The organism is Ruthenibacterium sp. (genome assembly GCF_017421385.1).
Taxonomy (GTDB): Bacteria; Bacillota; Clostridia; order Oscillospirales; family Ruminococcaceae; genus Ruthenibacterium; species Ruthenibacterium lactatiformans.
On record NZ_JAFOIN010000107.1, the window covers coordinates 1 to 18238 of the forward strand.

The window sequence follows — 18238 nt, forward strand, 5'->3', positions numbered from 1 at the left end:
CGCCCCGGAACGGACTGCCGTTCCGGGGCGTTCTGTATGTTGGGAGGCCAGGGGCTGCTTGAAAAATCAAAAAAGTTGTCTTCCCCAACAGGAATCGGCGTTTACTGCGCTGAAAATCCTCGGAATACAGCAGGTATTCCGAGGATTTTTGCCTTGTAACCGCTCGATTTTTGCGGGAAATACAGTCTTTCCTCTGTTTCAAACATCCCCTACTCCACGTTTTTTTCGTCACATAAACCGTAAATGGGCGTTTTGCCGAAGGTGCGGGCCCACAGACGGTCGCCATAGCTGTAATGCCACCACTCCTCGCTGTAATTCACAAAACCCGCGGCGGTCATCATATTATAGAGGAGCCGCCGTGTGTTGCGGAAGGCTTCCGCCTCTCCGGCCATTCCGTTGGTCTCGAAATATGCGGTTTGGGCAAGATTCGTAAAATCGTCGAACTCTGTGCCCATAGGCAGCGGCCTGCCCCGATAGCAAAGCGTCAGATCCAGTGCGCCGCCGGTGGCATGAGGAGCCGGCCGGGCAGGGTTGGGGTGGGGCAGCGCAACAAAGTCGTCCACTGCGGCGGCAAGCTGCTCCGGCGTATATTCAGGATGGCTGCGGCGCACCAGGGCAGAATACTCCTCGTACAGCGCCTGCTGTACAGCCAGCGGACGATAAGCGTCGAAAATCAGCAGGCTATAGTCCTCCGGCAGAAGGCCAAGCGCCTGCTGCAGCAGCGGCACGACCCCCTCGCGTACCCAACAGCCTTGCGGCGCACAGGCGATGCCTGCTGCCCGGTAGCTGGCTGCATAGCGGATACGCGCGTCCAGCCCGTCGATGCGCACCAGGGATTCGCCGTTATCCCGGGGACGGGGACAGGCGGGCAGACTTTCGCTGCGCACGCGCGGTACCGGAGCGTAAAAATTGATGCCAGCCATTTTCATCATCTTCCTTGCCGTATATCATTTATGTGTTTTTCGCTCCTATATTTTAGCACTGTAAATATGGGATGTAAAATACAATTTATGTAAAGCCAAAAATCTAAACGCTTTTTTGACGGTAAAAACAAGAATAAAATGGCGATTTTCCGTCTGGAAACGATTCCAAAAATCTCCTATTATAAAAGAAATAATTGAAAATATGTACAAAAGCAGCTTCTTCGAAAATGTAGATTTGTTGAATAGTGAGAAAGAAGAAACAAAGTACCAGCATTGGTAGATTTTCACAAGACAAACGTATAAATTTGTGCTATAATGCCAAATGTAAGGATAGGGGAAGCGTTCCATAAATTAGATGGGACACCTTACGGCACGGGCAAGAGCCTGTTTGTTACAGAAAGGAAAAGCGTTATGGTAAAGCAAATCAAAATTTCAAACTTCACAGAGGTTAAAAACATCATGAATGCCGCGACCCATTGTGTGGATGAGATCGGTGTGCACGATGGAAAGGGCAGCATTGCCGACGCGAAAAGTATTCTGGGGCTGATGAGCCTGGATTATACGCATCCGGTGATGCTTGTGAGCGAAAACGAAAAAGAACTGCAGCGCGTTTACGAAGCCATCAGCTGAAAACGTGTGAAACAGACAAAAGAGGCGTGCCTTTACAGGCGCGCCTCTTTTGTTATTCTCCGTCCCTGCGGTATTCAATCACATCCGACACCGGGCAATCCAAAATAAAGCACAGGGTATCCAGTGTTTTCAGCGTGATGGTCTCGCCGTGCTTCATGCGGTGCAGGGTATTGGCCGAAACGCCGTGCTTGAAGATCAACTGGTATTCTGTGATGTTTTTCCGGTACAGCGTGCGGTAAAACGGCTCGTAGCTGATCATTCCCCCCACCTCTTGCTTCACTTTATCATACTCAAATCATTGACTATACTAAATATATTGAGTATAATGAACGCAGAATACACAAAAAGGTCCGGCAGGAGTTGACTGAGGGGTATTTTAGAAGCGCGCGGACGATGCCGTTTCGGCTCCCGGGCCCGTACTTGAAGATTGAGACGGATGGAGCCTGTGCAAGGGCTGTGAGAAGCAGCTCGGAGAGCCTGTCCGGGAGGAGGGCTGATATGTGAAACAGCGGTTTGTGGGTCTTGCTGCGGCGCTGGCGCTGTGCTGCACGGTGAGCGGCGCGATGCTGGAGCGTGCTGTCTGCTGCCCGGCGCCGCCGGGATTGGCACACATAGAGAAGCAATTCCAAACAATGGTGGGAATGGAAAAAGGGGACGGAAATTGGCTTTACAGTTATCAGATGCTTTCCGCTCCGAAATATGCGGTATGTGCCACAGCGGTGCGCACCGGAGGCTCCGGCAGGCGTGAGTCTGTGCGGGTGCTGTGGCGGCTGGAGAACGGCGTCTGGCGTTTGGTGTATGCGGTCCGCAGAGAGCAGATCGCATCCCCGGCAATACAAGATGAGGCGGGACAAGGCGGATGAACGGAAAAACGGATGTTTTTCCGGGGCTCATTCTACCGCAAGCGGTCTCGCGCAGCGGGGTATGCACTGCGTGGCGAATGCGGATGGGAAACTCGGAAGAATATTTAGATGCCGCAGCGATGGGATGCCAAAAGCCAAAAACGCCTCCGGGACCTGTCGTGGTCCCGGAGGCGTTTTGTGTTGGTTAAAATCTGTTTGCGGCAATAACAGCTGTATTTCCCGCCAATTCCCGTGAGGCTGCGTTACTCCTGCCAGTACGGCGTGGGAGAACCCGTCTGTACGGGAGAAGCCTTTGGTGCAGCGGGCTGCTGAACAGGAGGAACTGTAGCGCCGGTTTGCTGTGTGGGCTGCTGAGCGGGAGCAGCAACGGTCTGCGGCGAAGCTTCCCGCACTGCCGCAGGCGCGGTTTGCCGCTGTACGGCTTGCGCCTGCTGGATCTGCTCCTGTGTGATGGCTGTAAACGGCATCGTAGAGCGGGGCGGATGCACAAAGTTGCGTGAAGGCGGAGGCGGCGCAGGCCAGGAGATCGGCTTCACATTCAGCTTTACGCGCTGGTCGCCCTCGGGCTGCTGCACGGTGGGCTGCGGCGTGGGTGCCGGCTGAGGGGGAGGCGCGGGAACCTGCACAGGCGCCGGAACCGGCTCTGCTTCCGGTTGGGGCGCAGGTTGCTGCTTACGCCGGCCGAACAGGCCCAGAAAACCGCGTTTTTCTTTGCGCGGAGCCTTTTCCTGTGCCGGAGCGGCCTGTGCGGCACGCGCGGGTTCATTGAAGGCGGCATTGGGTGCTGCAGCCGTCCAGGTGGTTTCTGGCGTAGGCGCAGCAAGCTGCTGCGGTACCGGTTCAGCAGGAATATCAAACTGGATGGGCGTCCATGCTACCCACTGGTTTGTACCGGGCTGTTCGGCTTTCGACGGCTGGGGAGCGCATTGAGAAGGTACCGCCTGAGGTGCGGGCTGAGCAGTCTGGGATGCCTGAGCTCGCTGCGCCTCCTGAGCCAGACGTGCTTCTTCAGCCTGGCGCGCAACAGCAGCAAGCTGAGCCTCTTCGGCGGCACGGCTCTCGGCAGAGCGGCGGGCTTCCTGTGCATGGCGGGCGGCTTGCAGGCGCATGGCGTTCGCTTCTGCGCGGCGGGCGGCCTCAGTGTCCGCCGTCGGTTCCGGAAGCACAGGCGCTGGCTGCGCCTGTGCTTCCGGAACCGCTTGTGCGGCAGGCTGAAGTTCCGGCTCTGCGGGAATAGAGAAAGAAACCTCGGCCACAGGCTGCGGCGCGGGTTCCTCCGGAATGGAGAAGGATATCTCAGCCGAAGGCTCGTCCCAGGAGAGAGGGATTGCATCCGCGTCCGTCTGCCCAGCAGTCACAGATGCAGGCGCAGCGTCCTCTGTGGGGCCCTCTGCGACGGGGCCCGTCTGAGCCGATGCGGCCTGTGCTTCCTCGGCCTGGTGAACCTCTTCCGCCAAACGCGCTTCCTCGGCACGGCGGGCTTCTTCCGCCAAACGCGCTTCCTCGGCGCGGCGGGCCTCTTCCGCCAAACGTGCTTCCTCGGCGCGGCGGGCCTCTTCCGCCAAACGTGCTTCTTCGGCGCGGCGGGCCTCTTCCGCCAAACGTGCTTCTTCGGCGCGCCGCGCGGCCTCTATGGCGCGCTGGCGTGCGGCGGCTTCTTCGGCCAGGCGCTGCTGCATGGCGGCGTTGAAATCAATGGGCTTCCACTTGCGTTCAACGGACGGCTGTTCGGGCTGCGGCGCTTGCTGTACAGGGCGCGGCGGGGCGACGGGCGTGGGGGGCACCACCTCAATGGGCTGCAGCACGGGCTGCGCCGGGGCCATAGTCTCAGCAGCAGGCTGCTCCATTGCATGGCCGCGTTTTTTGCTGCGGCCCTGCTTGGTTTTCGGCTGCTGCTTGGCCTGCTTGGGCGCGGGCTGTGCAGCCGGCGCCGGGATGTCCGGCAGCGGCGGAAGCTCGATGGTGGTATGGTCCAGTGTCTGCAGGGGGGCCAGCTCCGGGCGAGGCGTTTCGGCCTCGCTCTGCTGCTGGGCGTCTTCGCTGCGGATGATCTCCCTCAGCGCACGGATTTCCTGTACCTTGGCCACCAGCAAGCCAATGGTGGCGACACCCAGCACCACGGTGCATACCAGCATCATGATGCGGATGGTGTCGCTGAACACATTGCTGCCCAGCAGCAGCCACGCGCACACGCCCAAAAGGCAGCACAGCGCAGTTACCGTGAGCACCGTCGCGGTGATTTTTCGTCTCAGTTCTCGTCTTGCCATATCATAGCTCCACTCATAGAGCGTTCATCCCCGCATCGCGGGAGGGAACGTTTTATTTTGTGCCGAAAATGCGGTCGCCCGCATCGCCGAGACCCGGCACGATGTAGCCGTTCTCGTTCAGCTTTTCATCCATCGCGGCCACATAGATGTCCACGTCGGAATGCGCCTCCTGCAGGCGCTGCATGCCTTCGGGCGCAGCGATGATGCCAATGAACTTGATGCTCTTTGCACCGCGCTTTTTGATTTGCGTGATGGCGTCTACGGCGCTGCCGCCGGTGGCGAGCATCGGGTCCAGAACGATGACTTCGCGCTCGGCGATATCATCGGGCAGCTTGCAGTAGTATTCCACAGGCTCCAGCGTCTCTTCGTTGCGGTACATGCCGATATGCCCGACTTTAGCGGCCGGGATGAGCGCCAGCATGCCGTCCACCATGCCCAGCCCCGCGCGAAGGATCGGTACCAGCGCCAGTTTGCGGCCGGACAGCATGCGCGTCTTTGCCACAGCGATGGGCGTCTCGATCTCCACCTCTTCGGTGGGCAGATCCCGCGTGGCCTCATAGCACAGCAGTGTGGCAAGCTCGCACACAAGCTCCTTGAATTCTTTGGTGCCGGTGTTTTTGTTGCGCAGCAGGCTTACCTTATGCTGTACAAGGGGATGGTCCATGATCATTGTTTTGCTCATTGTTTTCAGTCTCCTTTATGTTCGGCTTTCCGGGATGGCTCGGCGTGTATGTCAGCGCTGCTCCAGCGCGGATATCTTGGCGACGCGGCCCGCATGGCGGCCGCCTTCGAAGGGGGTGTCCAGAAACAGGTCCACCAGTTCGCAGGCAAGGCCCGGGCCGACAACGCGCCCGCCCAGACAAAGGGCGTTGGCGTCGTTGTGCAGGCGTGTGTATTTGGCGCTGAAAGCGTCGCTGCAGCAGCAGGCGCGGATTCCGTCCAGCTTGTTGGCCGCCATGCTGATGCCCACGCCCGTGCCGCAGAACAGCAATGCACAGGCGCATTCGCCGCGCACAACGGCCTCGCAGGGAGGCACGGCCATATCGGGATAATCAACGGATGCTTCGCTGTGCGTGCCGTAATCAACGTAGGGCACGCCGCGTTCGTCCAGGTGCGCCCGGACGGCCTCCTTCAGGGCAAAACCGCCGTGGTCGGCGCCCAGTGCAACGGGTTTCTCCATATGATACAACTCCTTGTCCGCGGGCGCAAGCCGGCGCGGTATGTTTTTTATCTTTTGCGCGGTCAGGGCGCGGCCTGCAGACGCGCCGCCCGTTCCCGCTCCGCCTGCGAAAGGCGGTGGTAATCGGGGATAAGCTGTGCAGCGGGCACCGTTTCACCCGCTGCCAGCGCAGCCCGGCACACGCCGCCGGCGCGGCCCAGGCGGTAGGCTTCGGGATACAGGCGGGTCTTGCCCGTGCCGTTCAGCGCCTCGTCCACCAGCTGCGCGCCGTCGCCCAGCAGCCACACCGGCTCCCGCGCGCTTTCCACAAACCCGCGCAGGGAAGCGGCGGGCGCGCTCTCGTCCGGGCATAAGCGCTCCACCGCACCGTCCGCGGCGAAAAAACCGGCCCAGTACACCTCGCCCCGACGCGCATCCAGCGCGCACAGCAGCGTGCCTTCCACAGCCGCGCTGTATGCCAGCGCCTCCAGTGTGGAGACAGCGGCGCAGGGCGTGTCGTGTGGGAAAGCAAGTCCCTTGACGGCAGCCAGCCCGATGCGAAGGCCCGTGAAGCTGCCCGGCCCGGCAGCGGCGGCGAACACGTCTATTTCCGCGGGAGAAAGCCCTGCGGCGTCAAAGGCGTTTTTGCACAGGCAAAGCAGCGTTTCGCTGTGTGTATGGCCCGTAGCCAGATAACATTCATAAATCAGCCGGCTGTCCCGCAGTATGGCAATGCCGGCGGTCTTTCCCGCAGAATCCAGGCCAAAGATCGTCAAAGCTGAGCCCCCTCGATGGTGATGCGGCGGCGGTGTTCGTCCAGCACTGCGATGTCCACATGAACAGCGGGTTCGCCCGCCACGAGCGGCGCGACGTTTTCGCTCCACTCTGCGGCAACCACCGCGCCGTCGTCCAGATAATCAAAAAAGCCCGTTGCCTGAAGGTCCTCCATGGTGGAGATACGGTACATGTCAAAATGGGCGAAGGGCTGAGGGCCGCGGTATACGTTCACGATGGCGAACGTGGGGCTGGAGACCTCGTCGGTGCAGCCCAGCCCGCGGGCGATGCCCTCGCAGAAGGCTGTTTTCCCCGCGCCGAGCCCTCCGGTAAACAGCACCAGAGAGCCGCTGTGCAGCGCCTTGGCCAGGCGCTCGCCCAGCGCTGCCGTTTCGGCTCTGCTGCCTGTTTCGTATACCGCCATGGCGCGCCTCCTGCATGCTGTTTGTATCAAAGTGCGCGCAGGTGCGCGCATTTATAGCATATTATATACCAAAAGTGGGGTTTCTGTAAAGTGCGCGGCGCACGATATGGACTGGAAATCCCGCCCGGGAGGGGCTTTCGGAGAAATTGGAACGACAAAAAACGGCAGCGGAGGCCCGCTGCCGTGGAGAGGGGCCGCCCGAAAACGCGTTTTGTGAACGCGGCGCACCGGACGGCCGGAAGAGAGGGGAAACGCGCGGGGCGTTATTCCGCCCGGCGCGCCTGCGGCTCGCTGCCGAACAGGCTGGGAATGGCGCACAGCGCGGCGATACCAACCACGGTATATACCGCGCGGGAGAGCAAACTTGCGCTGCCGCCCAGCAGCCAAGCCACGGCGTCGAAGCTGAACAGGCCGATGAGGCCCCAGTTGATGCCGCCGATGATGATGAGAATAACGCAGATCTTATAGAAGATATTCATGGGAACACATCCTTTCTGCGCTTAGTTTGAGCGGCAAAAAGGGAAAATATGCGCGCCGTGCCCTGTGCGGCGCGTCCTTTTGCGTGATTGGTGCGTTCCGGGGGCTGTTCGGCCGAAAGGAAAGCGGGGCGGCGGCACTTCCGTGCTGTTCCACGAACTGGGAACAGCTGCGCCGCTTTCATTTATATAGGCATTTTTCGACATAGACCATCATTCGGTTGTTTTGAAAGCCGTATTCAACGAGCGCGACCAAAGGTGCTATACCGAGAAGCCATGGTTTGTGAAATACCAGGGGAAATACGACGGCGGCAATCAAAATCAAAGCCAGGACAGCAAAAAGAGAAAAATGTTCCCTGCGCCATTTCTTTTTGAAAAATGTTTTTCTTTCTTTCAACGAAAAGGCGCTTGTACTTGTTGTTGCGATTGCATTTTCGTCTGCTTTATGACGAGATTCTTCATCGGAAAATTTTTCCCCGGCCAGAATTTCGCTGATACTGATACTGAATTCCTCAGCGAGAAGCTGAAGCATTTCAATGTTCGGCATATAATCTCCGTTTTCCCAACGGGAGATGGTTTTGTTGGTAACTCCAATTTTTTCGCCAAGGGCTTCCTGTGTAAGTCCGGCCCGTCGGCGAAGTTCAGCAATGAATTTTCCGATTTTTACTTGATCCATGAGAATCCCCTCCGGCATTAGAGTACCACGGTGTCCATGAGAATTCTATCCCGCAGATAGCGAACAACCTATCAGAATGTCGAAAAAGGCAAAGAAGCATCTGGGGAAAAGCCTGAAAAAGGGATGGTGACCGCGCCCGCGGGCGCGTGTCGGAGCGGTGCGAAGCCTCCCCTGCGGACAACCGCGCTGAAAGCGCGGCTCTTAGCGCTTAGACGCCACTTTTTCATTTAAAATAACCCCGCGACGTCCCGCAGGGCCAGTATAGAGCGAAGCGACCGCCGAAGGCCGCTGTGCGCGGTGAACGGGACGAAAGGCCCTGTTCGCAGGCAGCTTTTCTGACAAGCTGCAACCAGTTTCTCTGCTTTTCAATTGAACTTTCTTTCACAAGATTTGGAGTTATTACCTGTTTAAAGAGTATCATCCCAGTGCCGAATGTGCAAGCTGCATTTTTATAAAAAAAGCCGCCCCGCAGAGGGGCGGCACAGAGAAAGTTCAGTTTTTCAGCGCCTGCAGCGGAGCGGGGATGCGTCCGCCGCGGTTGACGAACACCGACGGCGAGAACGTGCTCACGGGCAGGATGGGCGCATAGCCCAAAAGGCCGCCGAAGTCCAGCACGTCGCCCTCCTTGCAGCCGATGGCCGGGATGACGCGCACGGCCGTCGTTTTGGTGTTCACCATGCCGATGGCGGCCTCGTCCGCGATGAGCGCCGAGATGACGGCGGCGTCCGTCTCACCCGGGATGACGACCATGTCGATGCCCACGCTGCACACGGCCGTCATGGCTTCCAGCTTTTCAATGGACAGGCTGCCGCGCTCCACGGCTTTGATCATGCCGTCGTCCTCGGACACGGGGATGAACGCGCCGGAAAGCCCGCCCACGTGGTTCGAGGCCATCACGCCGCCCTTTTTTACCGCGTCGTTCAGCATGGCCAGCGTGGCCGTCGTGCCGCAGCAGCCGCAGCTCTCCAGCCCAATCTCCTCCAGAATATTCGCCACGGAATCGCCGGGCGCGGGCGTGGGCGCAAGTGAAAGGTCCACGATGCCGAAGGGCACGCCCAGCCGCTCGCTGGCAAGGTTGCCCACAAGCTGGCCCATGCGTGTGATTTTGAATGCCGTGCGTTTGATCAGCTCGGCCACGGTGTCCAGCGAAGCGTCCTTGGGCAGCTGGGCCAGCGCCGCACGCACCGCGCCCGGGCCGGAGACGCCCACGTGGATAACGCAGTCCGGCTCGCCCGGGCCGTGGAACGCGCCCGCCATGAAGGGGTTGTCCTCCGGCGCGTTGCAGAATACGACAAGCTTTGCCGCGCCCGCGCACATTTTGTCCTGCGTGCGCGCCGCGGCTTCCTTGATGACGGGCCCCATCATCTTGACGGCGTCCATGTTGATGCCGCTCTTGGTGGAGCCGACGTTGATGCTGCTGCAGACGTAGTCCGTGCAGGCCAGCGCCTCCGGGATGCTGCGGATGAGCCGCTCGTCCCCGGCGGAAAAGCCCTTGTGCACCAGCGCCGAGTAGCCGCCGATGAAGTTGACGCCCACGGCCTTGGCCGCAGCGTCCAGCGTTTTGGCATACCACACCGGGTCTGCGTCCGGCGCGCTGGCCAGCAGCATGGCGATGGGCGTTACCGAGATGCGCTTGTTTACGATGGGCATGCCGTAGGTGGCTGAGATGTCCTCGGCTGTTTTGACAAGGTCCTTTGCTTTTTCGGTGATCTTGCGGTAGATCTTTTCGCAGGCTTTTCGGCCGTCCGGGTCCGCACAGTCCAGCAGGGAGATGCCCATGGTCACGGTGCGCACGTCCAGATGCTCGTCCGTGATCATCTGGATGGTCTCGAGAATATCGTTCGTGTTCAACATATGCGCTCCATCTCCTTAAATACGGTGCATGGCGTCATAGATTTCCTGCCGGGTGCAGCGCACATCCACGCCCAGCTCGTCGCCCTTCTGCTTCATCTTCTCTGCAAAGGCCGTAAAATCCATCGAGCAGCTGGACACATCCACCAGCATGATCATGGCGAAGGTGCCGCGCAGGATGCGCTGCGTCACTTCCTCCACGTTTACATTGGCCTCGGCGCACGCGGTGCATACCTGTGCAAGAATGCCTACTTTGTCGTTGCCCACGACAGTGATAACAGCTTCCATTTTATTCCCTCTCCTCCGTTGTGCCCGCGCCGTCGGGGCGCGGCGTCCGCAGGCGGGCCCGTCCGGCCCGCGGTCTGTTTTACCAGTATAACAAAAAAATCCGCCGGGGAAAAGAGCCGAAACCGCCGAAATCCCGGCTCCGTGCGCGGTGTGTTTTGTGCGGATGTTTACTTTCGGCGCCGGATTTACTATAATGTACCTAATATCGCCTAATAAATATCGCCTCATAAATGAAGAGGCGAGATGTACAGCGAAGAAAGAGGGGAACATCCATGGAAAAGATACTCAAGATCCTGGAGGAAAACGCCCGTATCAGCCTTGAGGATATCGCCACGATGGTGGAGAGCACGCCCGAGGAGGTGGCGAAGCAGATCGACGCGTACCAGCAGGCCCACGTCATCAACGGCTATAAGGCGCTGATCGACTGGGACAAGGCCGGAGCCGACCGGGTGCAGGCCATCATCGAGCTGCGCGTTTCGCCCAAGCGGGACTGCGGCTTTGACGAGGTTGCGGCCAACATCGCCCGCTTTGACGAGGTGGACAGCGTGATGCTGATGAGCGGCGGGTACGACCTTTCGCTGGTGATGAGCGGCAAGAGCTTTCAGGACATTGCATTGTTCGTGGCAAAGCGGCTGAGCCCGCTGGACGACGTGCTGAGCACGGCCACGCATTTCGTGCTGCGCACCTATAAAAAAGACGGCGTGCTGTACGGCCTGGAACCCACCGACGAACGGGAGCTGCTGTGATGGATTATGCAAAGATCATTTCCGCCGCCGCGCGCGACATGCGTCCCTCGGGCATCCGCAAATTTTTTGACATTGCGGCCGAGATGAAGGACTGCATCTCGCTGGGCGTGGGCGAGCCGGATTTTAAAACGCCCTGGACGGTGCGCGACGCGGGCATCCGCAGCCTGGAAAAAGGGCGCACCTGGTACACGAGCAATTCGGGCCTGGCGGAGCTGCGGGAAGAGACCTGCAATTACCTTTCCCGCCGCATGGGCCTTTCCTACACGCCCGGGGAAACCGTCGTTACCGTGGGCGGCTCCGAGGCCATCGATATGTGCATCCGCGCGCTGGTGAACCCCGGCGACGAGGTCATCATCCCGGAGCCGTGCTTTGTCTGCTATTACCCCATCACCACGCTGACGGGCGGCGTGCCCGTGCCGCTGCCGCTGAAAGCTGAAAACGGCTTTAAGCTGACGGCGCAGGAGTTGGAGGCGGCCATCACGCCGCGCACAAAGCTCATCATCTTCCCGTTCCCGTGCAATCCCACGGGGGCCGTGATGCGCCGGGAGGACCTGGAACCCATCGCGGCGCTGCTGCGGGATAAGGACATCATCGTTCTGTCGGATGAGATCTATGCCGAGCTGACCTACGGCGGCGAGCGCCATGTGAGCATCGCCTCGCTGCCGGGCATGAAGGAACGCACCGTTGTGGTGAACGGTTTTTCCAAGGCCTATGCCATGACGGGCTGGCGTCTGGGCTATGCCTGCGGGCCGGAGCCGATCATCAAGGTAATGACGAAGATCCACCAGTCCGCCATCATGTGCGCGCCCACCACCAGCCAGTACGCGGCCGTGACGGCTCTGCGCCGCTGCGACGCGGATATCGAGGCCATGCGCAGCGAGTATGACATGCGTCGCCGCTTCCTCGTGAGCAGCCTGAACCGCATGGGCCTGGACTGCTTCGAGCCGGAGGGGGCGTTTTATGCCTTTCCCTCCATTCGGAAAACGGGCCTTTCCAGCGAGGATTTCTGCGAAAAGCTGCTGTTCGGCAAAAAGGTAGCCGTGGTGCCGGGCAACGCCTTCGGCGATTCCGGCGAAGGGCATGTGCGCATCAGCTATTCGTATTCCATCGGCCATTTGTCCGAGGCGCTGCACCGCATCGAGCTGTTTTTGCAGGAGCTGGGCGTGTAAGCGATGGGGAAGGAAGTACATTGTTATTCCGTGCCGGACTATGCGTCCGCGGCGCTGGCCGCGGCCGTGGAGGACATTTTTGCCCAAAGCGCGGCCGCCCGGGCGCTGGGCCCGCGCAGCCGCGTGCTTGTGAAGCCGAACCTGGTGGCGAAACACGCGCCCGAAAAGGCCGTCACCACCCACCCCGCCGTGCTGGACGCCGTGTGTGCGGCGCTGCGGCGGCGTGGCGTTGAAAGTATCACCGTGGCGGATTCCCCCGGCGGGCTGTACAACCCCGCTGTGATGAAGAGCATCTATAAGGCCAGCGGCCTGCTGGCGGTGTGCGAGCGCCACGGCGCGCTGGCCTACACGGCGTGCGAGGCAGCGCCGCGTAAAACGGACGGCGTGCGGGTGAAGGAGTTCAGCCTGCTGCGCCCCGTTCTGGAGGCGGATTTCATCATCGACCTGCCCAAGTTCAAGACCCATGTGATGACGGGCATGTCCTGCGCGGTGAAAAATCTGTTCGGCACGGTGCCGGGCCTGCAGAAAGCCGAATTCCATATGCGCTTCCCGGAAAAGGAGCCGTTTGGAGAAATGCTGGTGGACCTGTGCGAGACCGTGCGGCCGCAGCTTATCATTGCCGACGGCGTGCTGGCCATGGAGGGCGACGGCCCCGCGGGCGGCACGCCCCGGGCGCTGGGGCTGGTGCTGGGCGGGGAGGACGCGTATGCGGTGGACCTTGCTGTGTGCCGCCTGATGGGGATGCCCGCGATGCGGGTGCCGTACCTTGCCGCCGCCCATGCCCGCGGCTTGTGCGAGGCGGCACTGGAGGAAGCGCTGCTGCGCGGCGACACGCAGGCGGCAGCGCCCGTAGCGGACTATAAACTGCCCGCGGGCTTTGCAGACATCAGCTTTGCCGACAAGGCGCCCCGGGCGCTGCGCTGGGCCGTTCCGGGCGTGGAAAAGTGGCTTGCCCCGCGCCCGAAGATCCACCGGAGCAAATGCATCGGCTGCGGCAAGTGCGCCGAGATATGCCCAGGGCACACCATCACAGTGGAAAACGGAAAGGCGCATATCGTGCCGAGGGCCTGCATCCGCTGTTTTTGCTGCCACGAGATGTGCCCCGCAAAGGCCATCGATGTGAAGCGGGCTGGGATATTCAATCTGTAGACGGAAAGAGGCAGAAATGAAAAAAGGAATTTCAACAGCTGTTTTGCTTTCGGCGCTCCTGCTGCTCACGCTGGCGGCCGTATCTCTGCTGCAGTGCTTTTTGGGCGGCATGCTGTTCGACTGGAGTTACAGAGAGCCGCTGCTTTTCCTCGCCTGCTTTTTTGCGGGGATGGTGCTGTTGGGGATTTTCAGGATCATTGAACTGCTGGAACAGCGGTAAAGGGAGGTCGTTTTCATGCGCAGCGTCACCGTGCTTGCACCCGCAAAGCTGAATCTCACGCTGGACGTGACGGGGACCCGGCCGGACGGATATCACACGCTGGATATGATCATGCAGGCTGTCAGCCTGCGGGAGCGCGTCACTTTGCGCAGAAGCAGGGGACTTTCGCTTTCGCTGCCCGGCTCCCGCGTGCCGGCCAACGAGCACAACACCGCCTATAAAGCGGCGCTGGCGTTTTTCCACGGCACGGGCCTCCTGGCGGGCGCGGCCATCACGGTGGAAAAGCATGTGCCCGTGCGCGCGGGCATGGCGGGCGGCAGCGCCGACGCCGCCGCCGTTCTGGTGGGGCTGAACGAGCTGTACGGCGCGCGCCTTTCCGCGGCAGAGCTGTGCGCGCTGGGCGCGCAGGTGGGCGCGGACGTGCCGTTTTCCATTGTGGGCGGCACGGCCCGGGTTACCGGTGTGGGCGATATCCTGGAGCCGCTGAAGCCCTGCCCGCCCTGCTTTTTTACGGTATGTATGCCCGCGGGCGGCATTTCCACGCCGCAGGCATATGCAAGGTACGACCGCATTGGTACCGACGTGCGTCCGGACAGCGCGGCTGCGGCGGCCGCCATCGCACGGGGCGATTTGGCGGGCCTGTGCGCGCAGATGAAGAACGCGCTGGAATATTCCAGCGCCAGCGCCGCGACAAAGCCCATCTGCGAAACGCTGCGCGCCCACGGCGCGTCGGCAGCGCTGATGACGGGCAGCGGGGCGGCGGTGTTCGGCGTGTTTGCAGACGAGGCCCCGGCCCAGGCCGCGAAAGCGGCGCTGCTGCGGGTTTACCCACAGTGCTGGGTGCTGCGGCCGGAGGCGAAAGGTGCGCGCGTCGTGGGGCGCGGATGAGGATTAAGCGCTGTGGGACCGAAAAACAGGAGGCGCTGTGCCATGGAAACAGAACGCAAGCTGGATGTATTGGCCGATATTGCGCGGGCGCTGAACCAAAGCGGCGTCACCTGGGCCGTGGGCGGTTCCCTGCTGCTGTATTTTAAGGGGAAAACGGGCGTGTTCCGCGACATTGACCTGATGGTCTGTGAAACGGATGTGGAAAAGCTGAAGCAGGCGATGCTGCTGCTGGGCGCGCCGGCCCCGTCCGACCCGAACGCACAGTATAGGACGCGCTGCTTCCTGGAATTCACCATCCGCGGTGTGGATGTGGACGTGATGGCGGGGTTCGTCATCTTGGAAAACGGACGGGAGCACGACTGCGCGCTGAAGCCGGAGCAGGTGGCGGAGCATATCCTTGTACGCGGCGAAGATATCCCGCTGCAATCTCTGGAGGACTGGCGCAGATATTACGCATGGATGGGCCGGACATCCAAGGTGGCGATGATAGACGGAAAAAACAATGCGGTGAGAGCGGAGCAGCGGCCCCGTCCGGCAGTGCGCCGGACGGGGCCGCTTTGCGGCAGACGCCGGACCGCGCCCAAAGGGGTTGCAAATCCGGGCCGGGCATCGTACAATAGAGTGGCGCGGGGCGCTGTGCTGCCGCGCAAATTGAAACGGCAAAGGAGGAAGCGTCTTTGGAACCCGTTGGACGAAGTATGGGATTGCCCGGCAGACAACCGGATCAGACACCACCGGCGGCCGCAGGGCGCTTCGGGCCTGTTTTCTGACGCTCTTTTTCGGGGCGCAGAGCGGGCTGTGCGCGCTGCACGCCCGCATTTGCGTGTTTTGGTTTTGTTTGCCGCGGCGGCGGGCCTCTGATGCCTGCTTCCGCGGCTTTTTGTCCGGGCAGGCACCCCGTGTTCGTCCTCCGACACACAGGAAGAAGGAGGAAACACAAATGGATCGGCAGTATGATTTTGCAGCGCTGGAGGCGCTGCTGAAAAAACGTTCCTTTAAGGCTCTGCGCGAGGCCCTGCTGGAGCTGAACGAAGTGGATATTGCAGAATTTCTGGGACTGCTGAACGGTGAGGAGGCCGTGCTGGCTTTCCGCACGCTGCCCAAGGGCGTGGCGGCCGACGTGTTCGCAGAGCTGGAGCCGGAGATGCAGCAGCTCATCGTCGCTGCGGCGACGGATGCGGAATTGGCCGTCATCGTGGAGGACCTGTACGTGGACGACGCGGTGGATATGCTGGAGGACATGCCCGCCAATGTGGTCAAGCGCATCCTGAAGAACGCCACACCGGAGATGCGCGGCCTGATCAACCAGTTCCTCAAGTATCCCGAGCATTCCGCCGGCAGCATTATGACGGCGGAATTTACAGATCTGCGCCCCACGATGACGGTGGAGCAGGCCATTGAGCACATCCGCCGCACCGGAGAGGACCGGGAGACCGTCTACACCTGCTATGTGGTTGGCCCCCGCCGCAGGCTGCTGGGCGTGGTGACGGTGCGCAGCCTGCTGCTGGCGCGGGACAGCCAGCTCGTCAGCGATGTGATGGAGGACGGCGTCATCTCCGTCGCCACCGGGACGGACCAGGAGGAGGCCGTGCGGCTGCTGCAGCGGTACGGCTTCCTGTCGCTGCCCGTGGTAGACGCGGAAGGACGTTTGGTGGGCATCGTTACCGTGGATGACGCGGTGGACGTTATGGAGCAGGAGGCCACCGAGGACTTCGAGAAGATGGCCGCCATGGCCCCATCGGAGAAGCCGTATCTGAAAACGGGCGTGTTTTCCCTGGCAAGGCACCGCATCGTATGGCTGCTGGTGCTGATGATCTCCGGCATGATCACAGGCGGTATCCTGGGTCGGTATGAGGCGGCCATTGCCGCGATGCCGCTGCTCGTCACGTTTATTCCCATGCTTACGGATACCGGCGGCAACGCGGGCAGCCAGAGCAGCACGCTGGTCATCCGCGGCCTTGCGGTGAACGAGATTACCCTGCGGGATTTTCCCCGGGTGCTGTGGAAGGAGCTGCGTGTCAGCCTGCTGGTGGGCGTGGTGCTCAGCGCGGTGAATTTTGTTCGGCTGATCCTCACCTATCCCGGCAGCGAGATGGTGGCCCTCACTGTGGCGCTGACGATGCTGTGCACCGTGATCGTGGCAAAAACCATCGGCGGCGTGCTGCCGCTCATTGCAAAGGCCTGCCGGATGGACCCGGCCATCATGGCCTCGCCGCTCATCACCACCATTGTGGACGCGGTGTCGCTTGTGATCTATTTTGCCGTGGCGCACCGGCTGCTGCCGCTGTGACGCGCCGGAAAAGCCGCCGTAAAAATGTGAAATCTTTGTTTTGCGGGAATGCTGGGAATAATTGGCGTAAGGTCTGTCCACACTTCGGCCATAGGGAGTGTGAATACCGATGAGATTACTTAAAAAATGCAAGACACTGCGCGCGGCGCTGGGCGGACGCCTTGCCCGCATGGGGCGCCGGGGCCGGTGGGAGCTTTCCGTCCTGCTGGGGCTGGCGCTGGCGCTGAGCCTGAGCAGCTTTACCCGGTTTTCTGCCGCATGTGCGGGTGTACGGGAGGATACGCTGCGCTTGCATATATTGGCCAACTCCGATTCAGAGGCGGACCAGGAACTGAAGCTGGCGGTGCGGGATGCGATCCTTCAGGCGGAGGGCGGCATGTTCGCTGCCGAACGGACAAAGGAAGGGGCGCTGCGCGCCGCCGGGGCGGATCTGGAGGCCATCCGCGCTGTGGCCCAGCGCACGGTGCGTGCCCGCGGATACAGCTACCCTGTAGCGGTTCGGCTGGAGAATATGTATTTTTCCACTCGGGAATATGACGGCTTCACGCTGCCCGCCGGGCGCTACGACGCCGTGCGGGTGGAGATCGGCGCGCATGCCGGGAAAAACTGGTTCTGCGTGCTGTTTCCGCCCATGTGCGTTCCCGCGGCAACATCCGACGGCGGGCAGGACATGTCGGCTTATTCCGGTGCGGAGCAGCAGGCTGTATGCAGTTCTTATAAGGTCGGCTTTGCGGCTGTGGAATGGCTGGAGGGGCTGAAGGAAAGCCTGTCCGGCCAGGGGGTGCGGACGCTGGCCGAGGCGGACGGGCAGGCGGAACAGGACGACGAAGCACAAGAGGAGCCGGACGGGGCGGAACAGGACGCGCGGCGGGCGGACAAAAAAGAGACCGCCTCCCGCGCCGGGACGGAGCATTCCGGCGGGCGGACGGTCACAACGGCAGATCGCACACAGGCGCAAGCTGCACGTACAGCGGACTGAAGCGGTCGGCCATATAGTCGGGCACGCTGGGGGCGGCGCCGGGCGGGCACAGCGGCAGGCACAGGGAAAAGCACGCGCCGCGCTCCGGCGCGCTGCCTGCCAGCAGGCGGCCGCCGTAGGCGCGGGCATAGCGCCGTGCAACCTCAAGCCCAAGGCCCAGGCCGCGGTCCCCGGCGGAGGGCGCGCATCCCGGGCCGTTGTCGGCCACAGTGAGAAGCAGCGTTTCCCCGCGCCGCGCCGCACGCACGGATATTGCGGGCCGCTCGCCGCCATACTGCACCGCGTTGGCCAGCAAATTGCCCAGTGCGGCGGCAAACAGCCGCGCATCTCCCATGGCCCACAGAGGCGCCCGGGGCCATTCGGGCACGAACACCGCGCTGCGGCACACACCCGCCGCGCCGCTGACGTAGGCCGCGGCCAGCGCTGTAACGCACACCGGCCGCGGGTGGGGCGGTGCGGTGCAGAG

General features: G+C 61.4%; 22 protein-coding genes. 10 read left to right on the top strand and 12 right to left on the bottom strand.

Annotated elements, in window-relative coordinates:
• Positions 1-209 precede the first annotated feature (209 nt).
• Complete coding sequence (locus IIY41_RS12645) at positions 210-923, bottom strand: M15 family metallopeptidase (RefSeq protein WP_050004723.1); 714 nt, start codon at positions 921-923, stop codon at positions 210-212.
• A gap of 411 nt (positions 924-1334) precedes the next feature.
• Between IIY41_RS12645 and IIY41_RS12650 the strand changes: the two genes are divergently transcribed.
• A complete protein-coding gene (locus IIY41_RS12650) occupies positions 1335-1553 on the top strand; it encodes a hypothetical protein (RefSeq protein ID WP_009325177.1) in 219 nt (72 codons plus the stop codon).
• Between the two features lie 52 nt (positions 1554-1605).
• Here the strand turns inward: IIY41_RS12650 and IIY41_RS12655 are convergent, their stop codons facing one another.
• Positions 1606-1812, bottom strand: coding sequence for a helix-turn-helix domain-containing protein (locus tag IIY41_RS12655; protein ID WP_009325176.1), 207 nt, complete (start codon positions 1810-1812; stop codon positions 1606-1608).
• 241 nt (positions 1813-2053) lie between these two features.
• Between IIY41_RS12655 and IIY41_RS12660 the strand changes: the two genes are divergently transcribed.
• Positions 2054-2416, top strand: a complete 363-nt coding sequence (locus IIY41_RS12660) for a hypothetical protein (protein ID WP_009325175.1) — start codon at positions 2054-2056, stop codon at positions 2414-2416.
• Between the two features lie 242 nt (positions 2417-2658).
• On the opposite strand, the gene IIY41_RS12665 is transcribed toward IIY41_RS12660, so the two are convergent.
• The 9 genes from IIY41_RS12665 to IIY41_RS12705 all read right to left on the bottom strand — a co-directional run bounded on the left by IIY41_RS12665 (position 2659) and on the right by IIY41_RS12705 (position 10331).
• The gene (locus IIY41_RS12665; protein ID WP_287401037.1) at positions 2659-4683 is read right to left on the bottom strand and encodes a hypothetical protein; all 2025 of its coding nucleotides are present in this window, start codon (positions 4681-4683) and stop codon (positions 2659-2661) included.
• Between the two features lie 52 nt (positions 4684-4735).
• On the bottom strand, positions 4736-5365 hold the full coding sequence (upp, locus tag IIY41_RS12670) for a uracil phosphoribosyltransferase (protein ID WP_119981223.1): 630 nt from the start codon (positions 5363-5365) through the stop codon (positions 4736-4738).
• 51 nt (positions 5366-5416) lie between these two features.
• On the bottom strand, positions 5417-5863 hold the full coding sequence (rpiB, locus tag IIY41_RS12675) for a ribose 5-phosphate isomerase B (protein ID WP_009325172.1): 447 nt from the start codon (positions 5861-5863) through the stop codon (positions 5417-5419).
• Between the two features lie 62 nt (positions 5864-5925).
• Complete coding sequence (tsaB, locus tag IIY41_RS12680) at positions 5926-6618, bottom strand: tRNA (adenosine(37)-N6)-threonylcarbamoyltransferase complex dimerization subunit type 1 TsaB (RefSeq protein WP_009325171.1); 693 nt, start codon at positions 6616-6618, stop codon at positions 5926-5928.
• A complete protein-coding gene (gene tsaE, locus IIY41_RS12685; RefSeq protein ID WP_117472595.1) occupies positions 6615-7040 on the bottom strand; it encodes a tRNA (adenosine(37)-N6)-threonylcarbamoyltransferase complex ATPase subunit type 1 TsaE in 426 nt (141 codons plus the stop codon). Before tsaE ends, tsaB begins: the two co-directional genes overlap by 4 nt.
• Positions 7041-7303: 263 nt before the next feature.
• A complete protein-coding gene (locus IIY41_RS12690) occupies positions 7304-7519 on the bottom strand; it encodes a DUF378 domain-containing protein (protein WP_009325169.1) in 216 nt (71 codons plus the stop codon).
• 178 nt (positions 7520-7697) lie between these two features.
• Entirely contained in the window at positions 7698-8192 is a 495-nt protein-coding gene (locus tag IIY41_RS12695; protein ID WP_009325168.1) for a helix-turn-helix domain-containing protein, read from the bottom strand.
• Between the two features lie 492 nt (positions 8193-8684).
• Positions 8685-10046, bottom strand: coding sequence for a PFL family protein (locus IIY41_RS12700; RefSeq protein ID WP_055081319.1), 1362 nt, complete (start codon positions 10044-10046; stop codon positions 8685-8687).
• 15 nt (positions 10047-10061) lie between these two features.
• Positions 10062-10331, bottom strand: coding sequence for an ACT domain-containing protein (locus tag IIY41_RS12705; protein ID WP_009325166.1), 270 nt, complete (start codon positions 10329-10331; stop codon positions 10062-10064).
• A 272-nt stretch (positions 10332-10603) separates the two neighbouring features.
• Here IIY41_RS12705 and IIY41_RS12710 point away from each other — a divergent pair, with 272 nt between their 5' ends.
• The 8 genes from IIY41_RS12710 to IIY41_RS12745 all read left to right on the top strand — a co-directional run bounded on the left by IIY41_RS12710 (position 10604) and on the right by IIY41_RS12745 (position 17772).
• Complete coding sequence (locus IIY41_RS12710) at positions 10604-11077, top strand: Lrp/AsnC family transcriptional regulator (protein ID WP_009325165.1); 474 nt, start codon at positions 10604-10606, stop codon at positions 11075-11077.
• On the top strand, positions 11077-12246 hold the full coding sequence (locus IIY41_RS12715) for a pyridoxal phosphate-dependent aminotransferase (RefSeq protein ID WP_117461415.1): 1170 nt from the start codon (positions 11077-11079) through the stop codon (positions 12244-12246). The genes IIY41_RS12710 and IIY41_RS12715 overlap by 1 nt, the downstream gene beginning before the upstream one ends.
• A gap of 3 nt (positions 12247-12249) precedes the next feature.
• The gene (locus IIY41_RS12720) at positions 12250-13395 is read left to right on the top strand and encodes a DUF362 domain-containing protein (RefSeq protein WP_278886350.1); all 1146 of its coding nucleotides are present in this window, start codon (positions 12250-12252) and stop codon (positions 13393-13395) included.
• Between the two features lie 16 nt (positions 13396-13411).
• Positions 13412-13615: a hypothetical protein gene (locus tag IIY41_RS12725; RefSeq protein WP_278886349.1), complete on the top strand. Its 204-nt coding sequence runs from the start codon at positions 13412-13414 to the stop codon at positions 13613-13615.
• Between the two features lie 15 nt (positions 13616-13630).
• Positions 13631-14503: a 4-(cytidine 5'-diphospho)-2-C-methyl-D-erythritol kinase gene (gene ispE / locus IIY41_RS12730; RefSeq protein WP_055081317.1), complete on the top strand. Its 873-nt coding sequence runs from the start codon at positions 13631-13633 to the stop codon at positions 14501-14503.
• A gap of 42 nt (positions 14504-14545) precedes the next feature.
• A complete protein-coding gene (locus tag IIY41_RS12735; protein WP_287401045.1) occupies positions 14546-15364 on the top strand; it encodes a hypothetical protein in 819 nt (272 codons plus the stop codon).
• A gap of 79 nt (positions 15365-15443) precedes the next feature.
• The gene (gene mgtE / locus IIY41_RS12740) at positions 15444-16793 is read left to right on the top strand and encodes a magnesium transporter (protein WP_009325159.1); all 1350 of its coding nucleotides are present in this window, start codon (positions 15444-15446) and stop codon (positions 16791-16793) included.
• A gap of 109 nt (positions 16794-16902) precedes the next feature.
• Positions 16903-17772, top strand: a complete 870-nt coding sequence (locus tag IIY41_RS12745) for a stage II sporulation protein R (protein WP_117461419.1) — start codon at positions 16903-16905, stop codon at positions 17770-17772.
• On the opposite strand, the gene IIY41_RS12750 is transcribed toward IIY41_RS12745, so the two are convergent.
• Positions 17723-18238 (bottom strand): sensor histidine kinase (locus IIY41_RS12750; protein ID WP_287401048.1); only part of this gene is annotated, 516 nt, incomplete at its 5' end. The two genes, IIY41_RS12745 and IIY41_RS12750, sit on opposite strands and share 50 nt — an antisense overlap.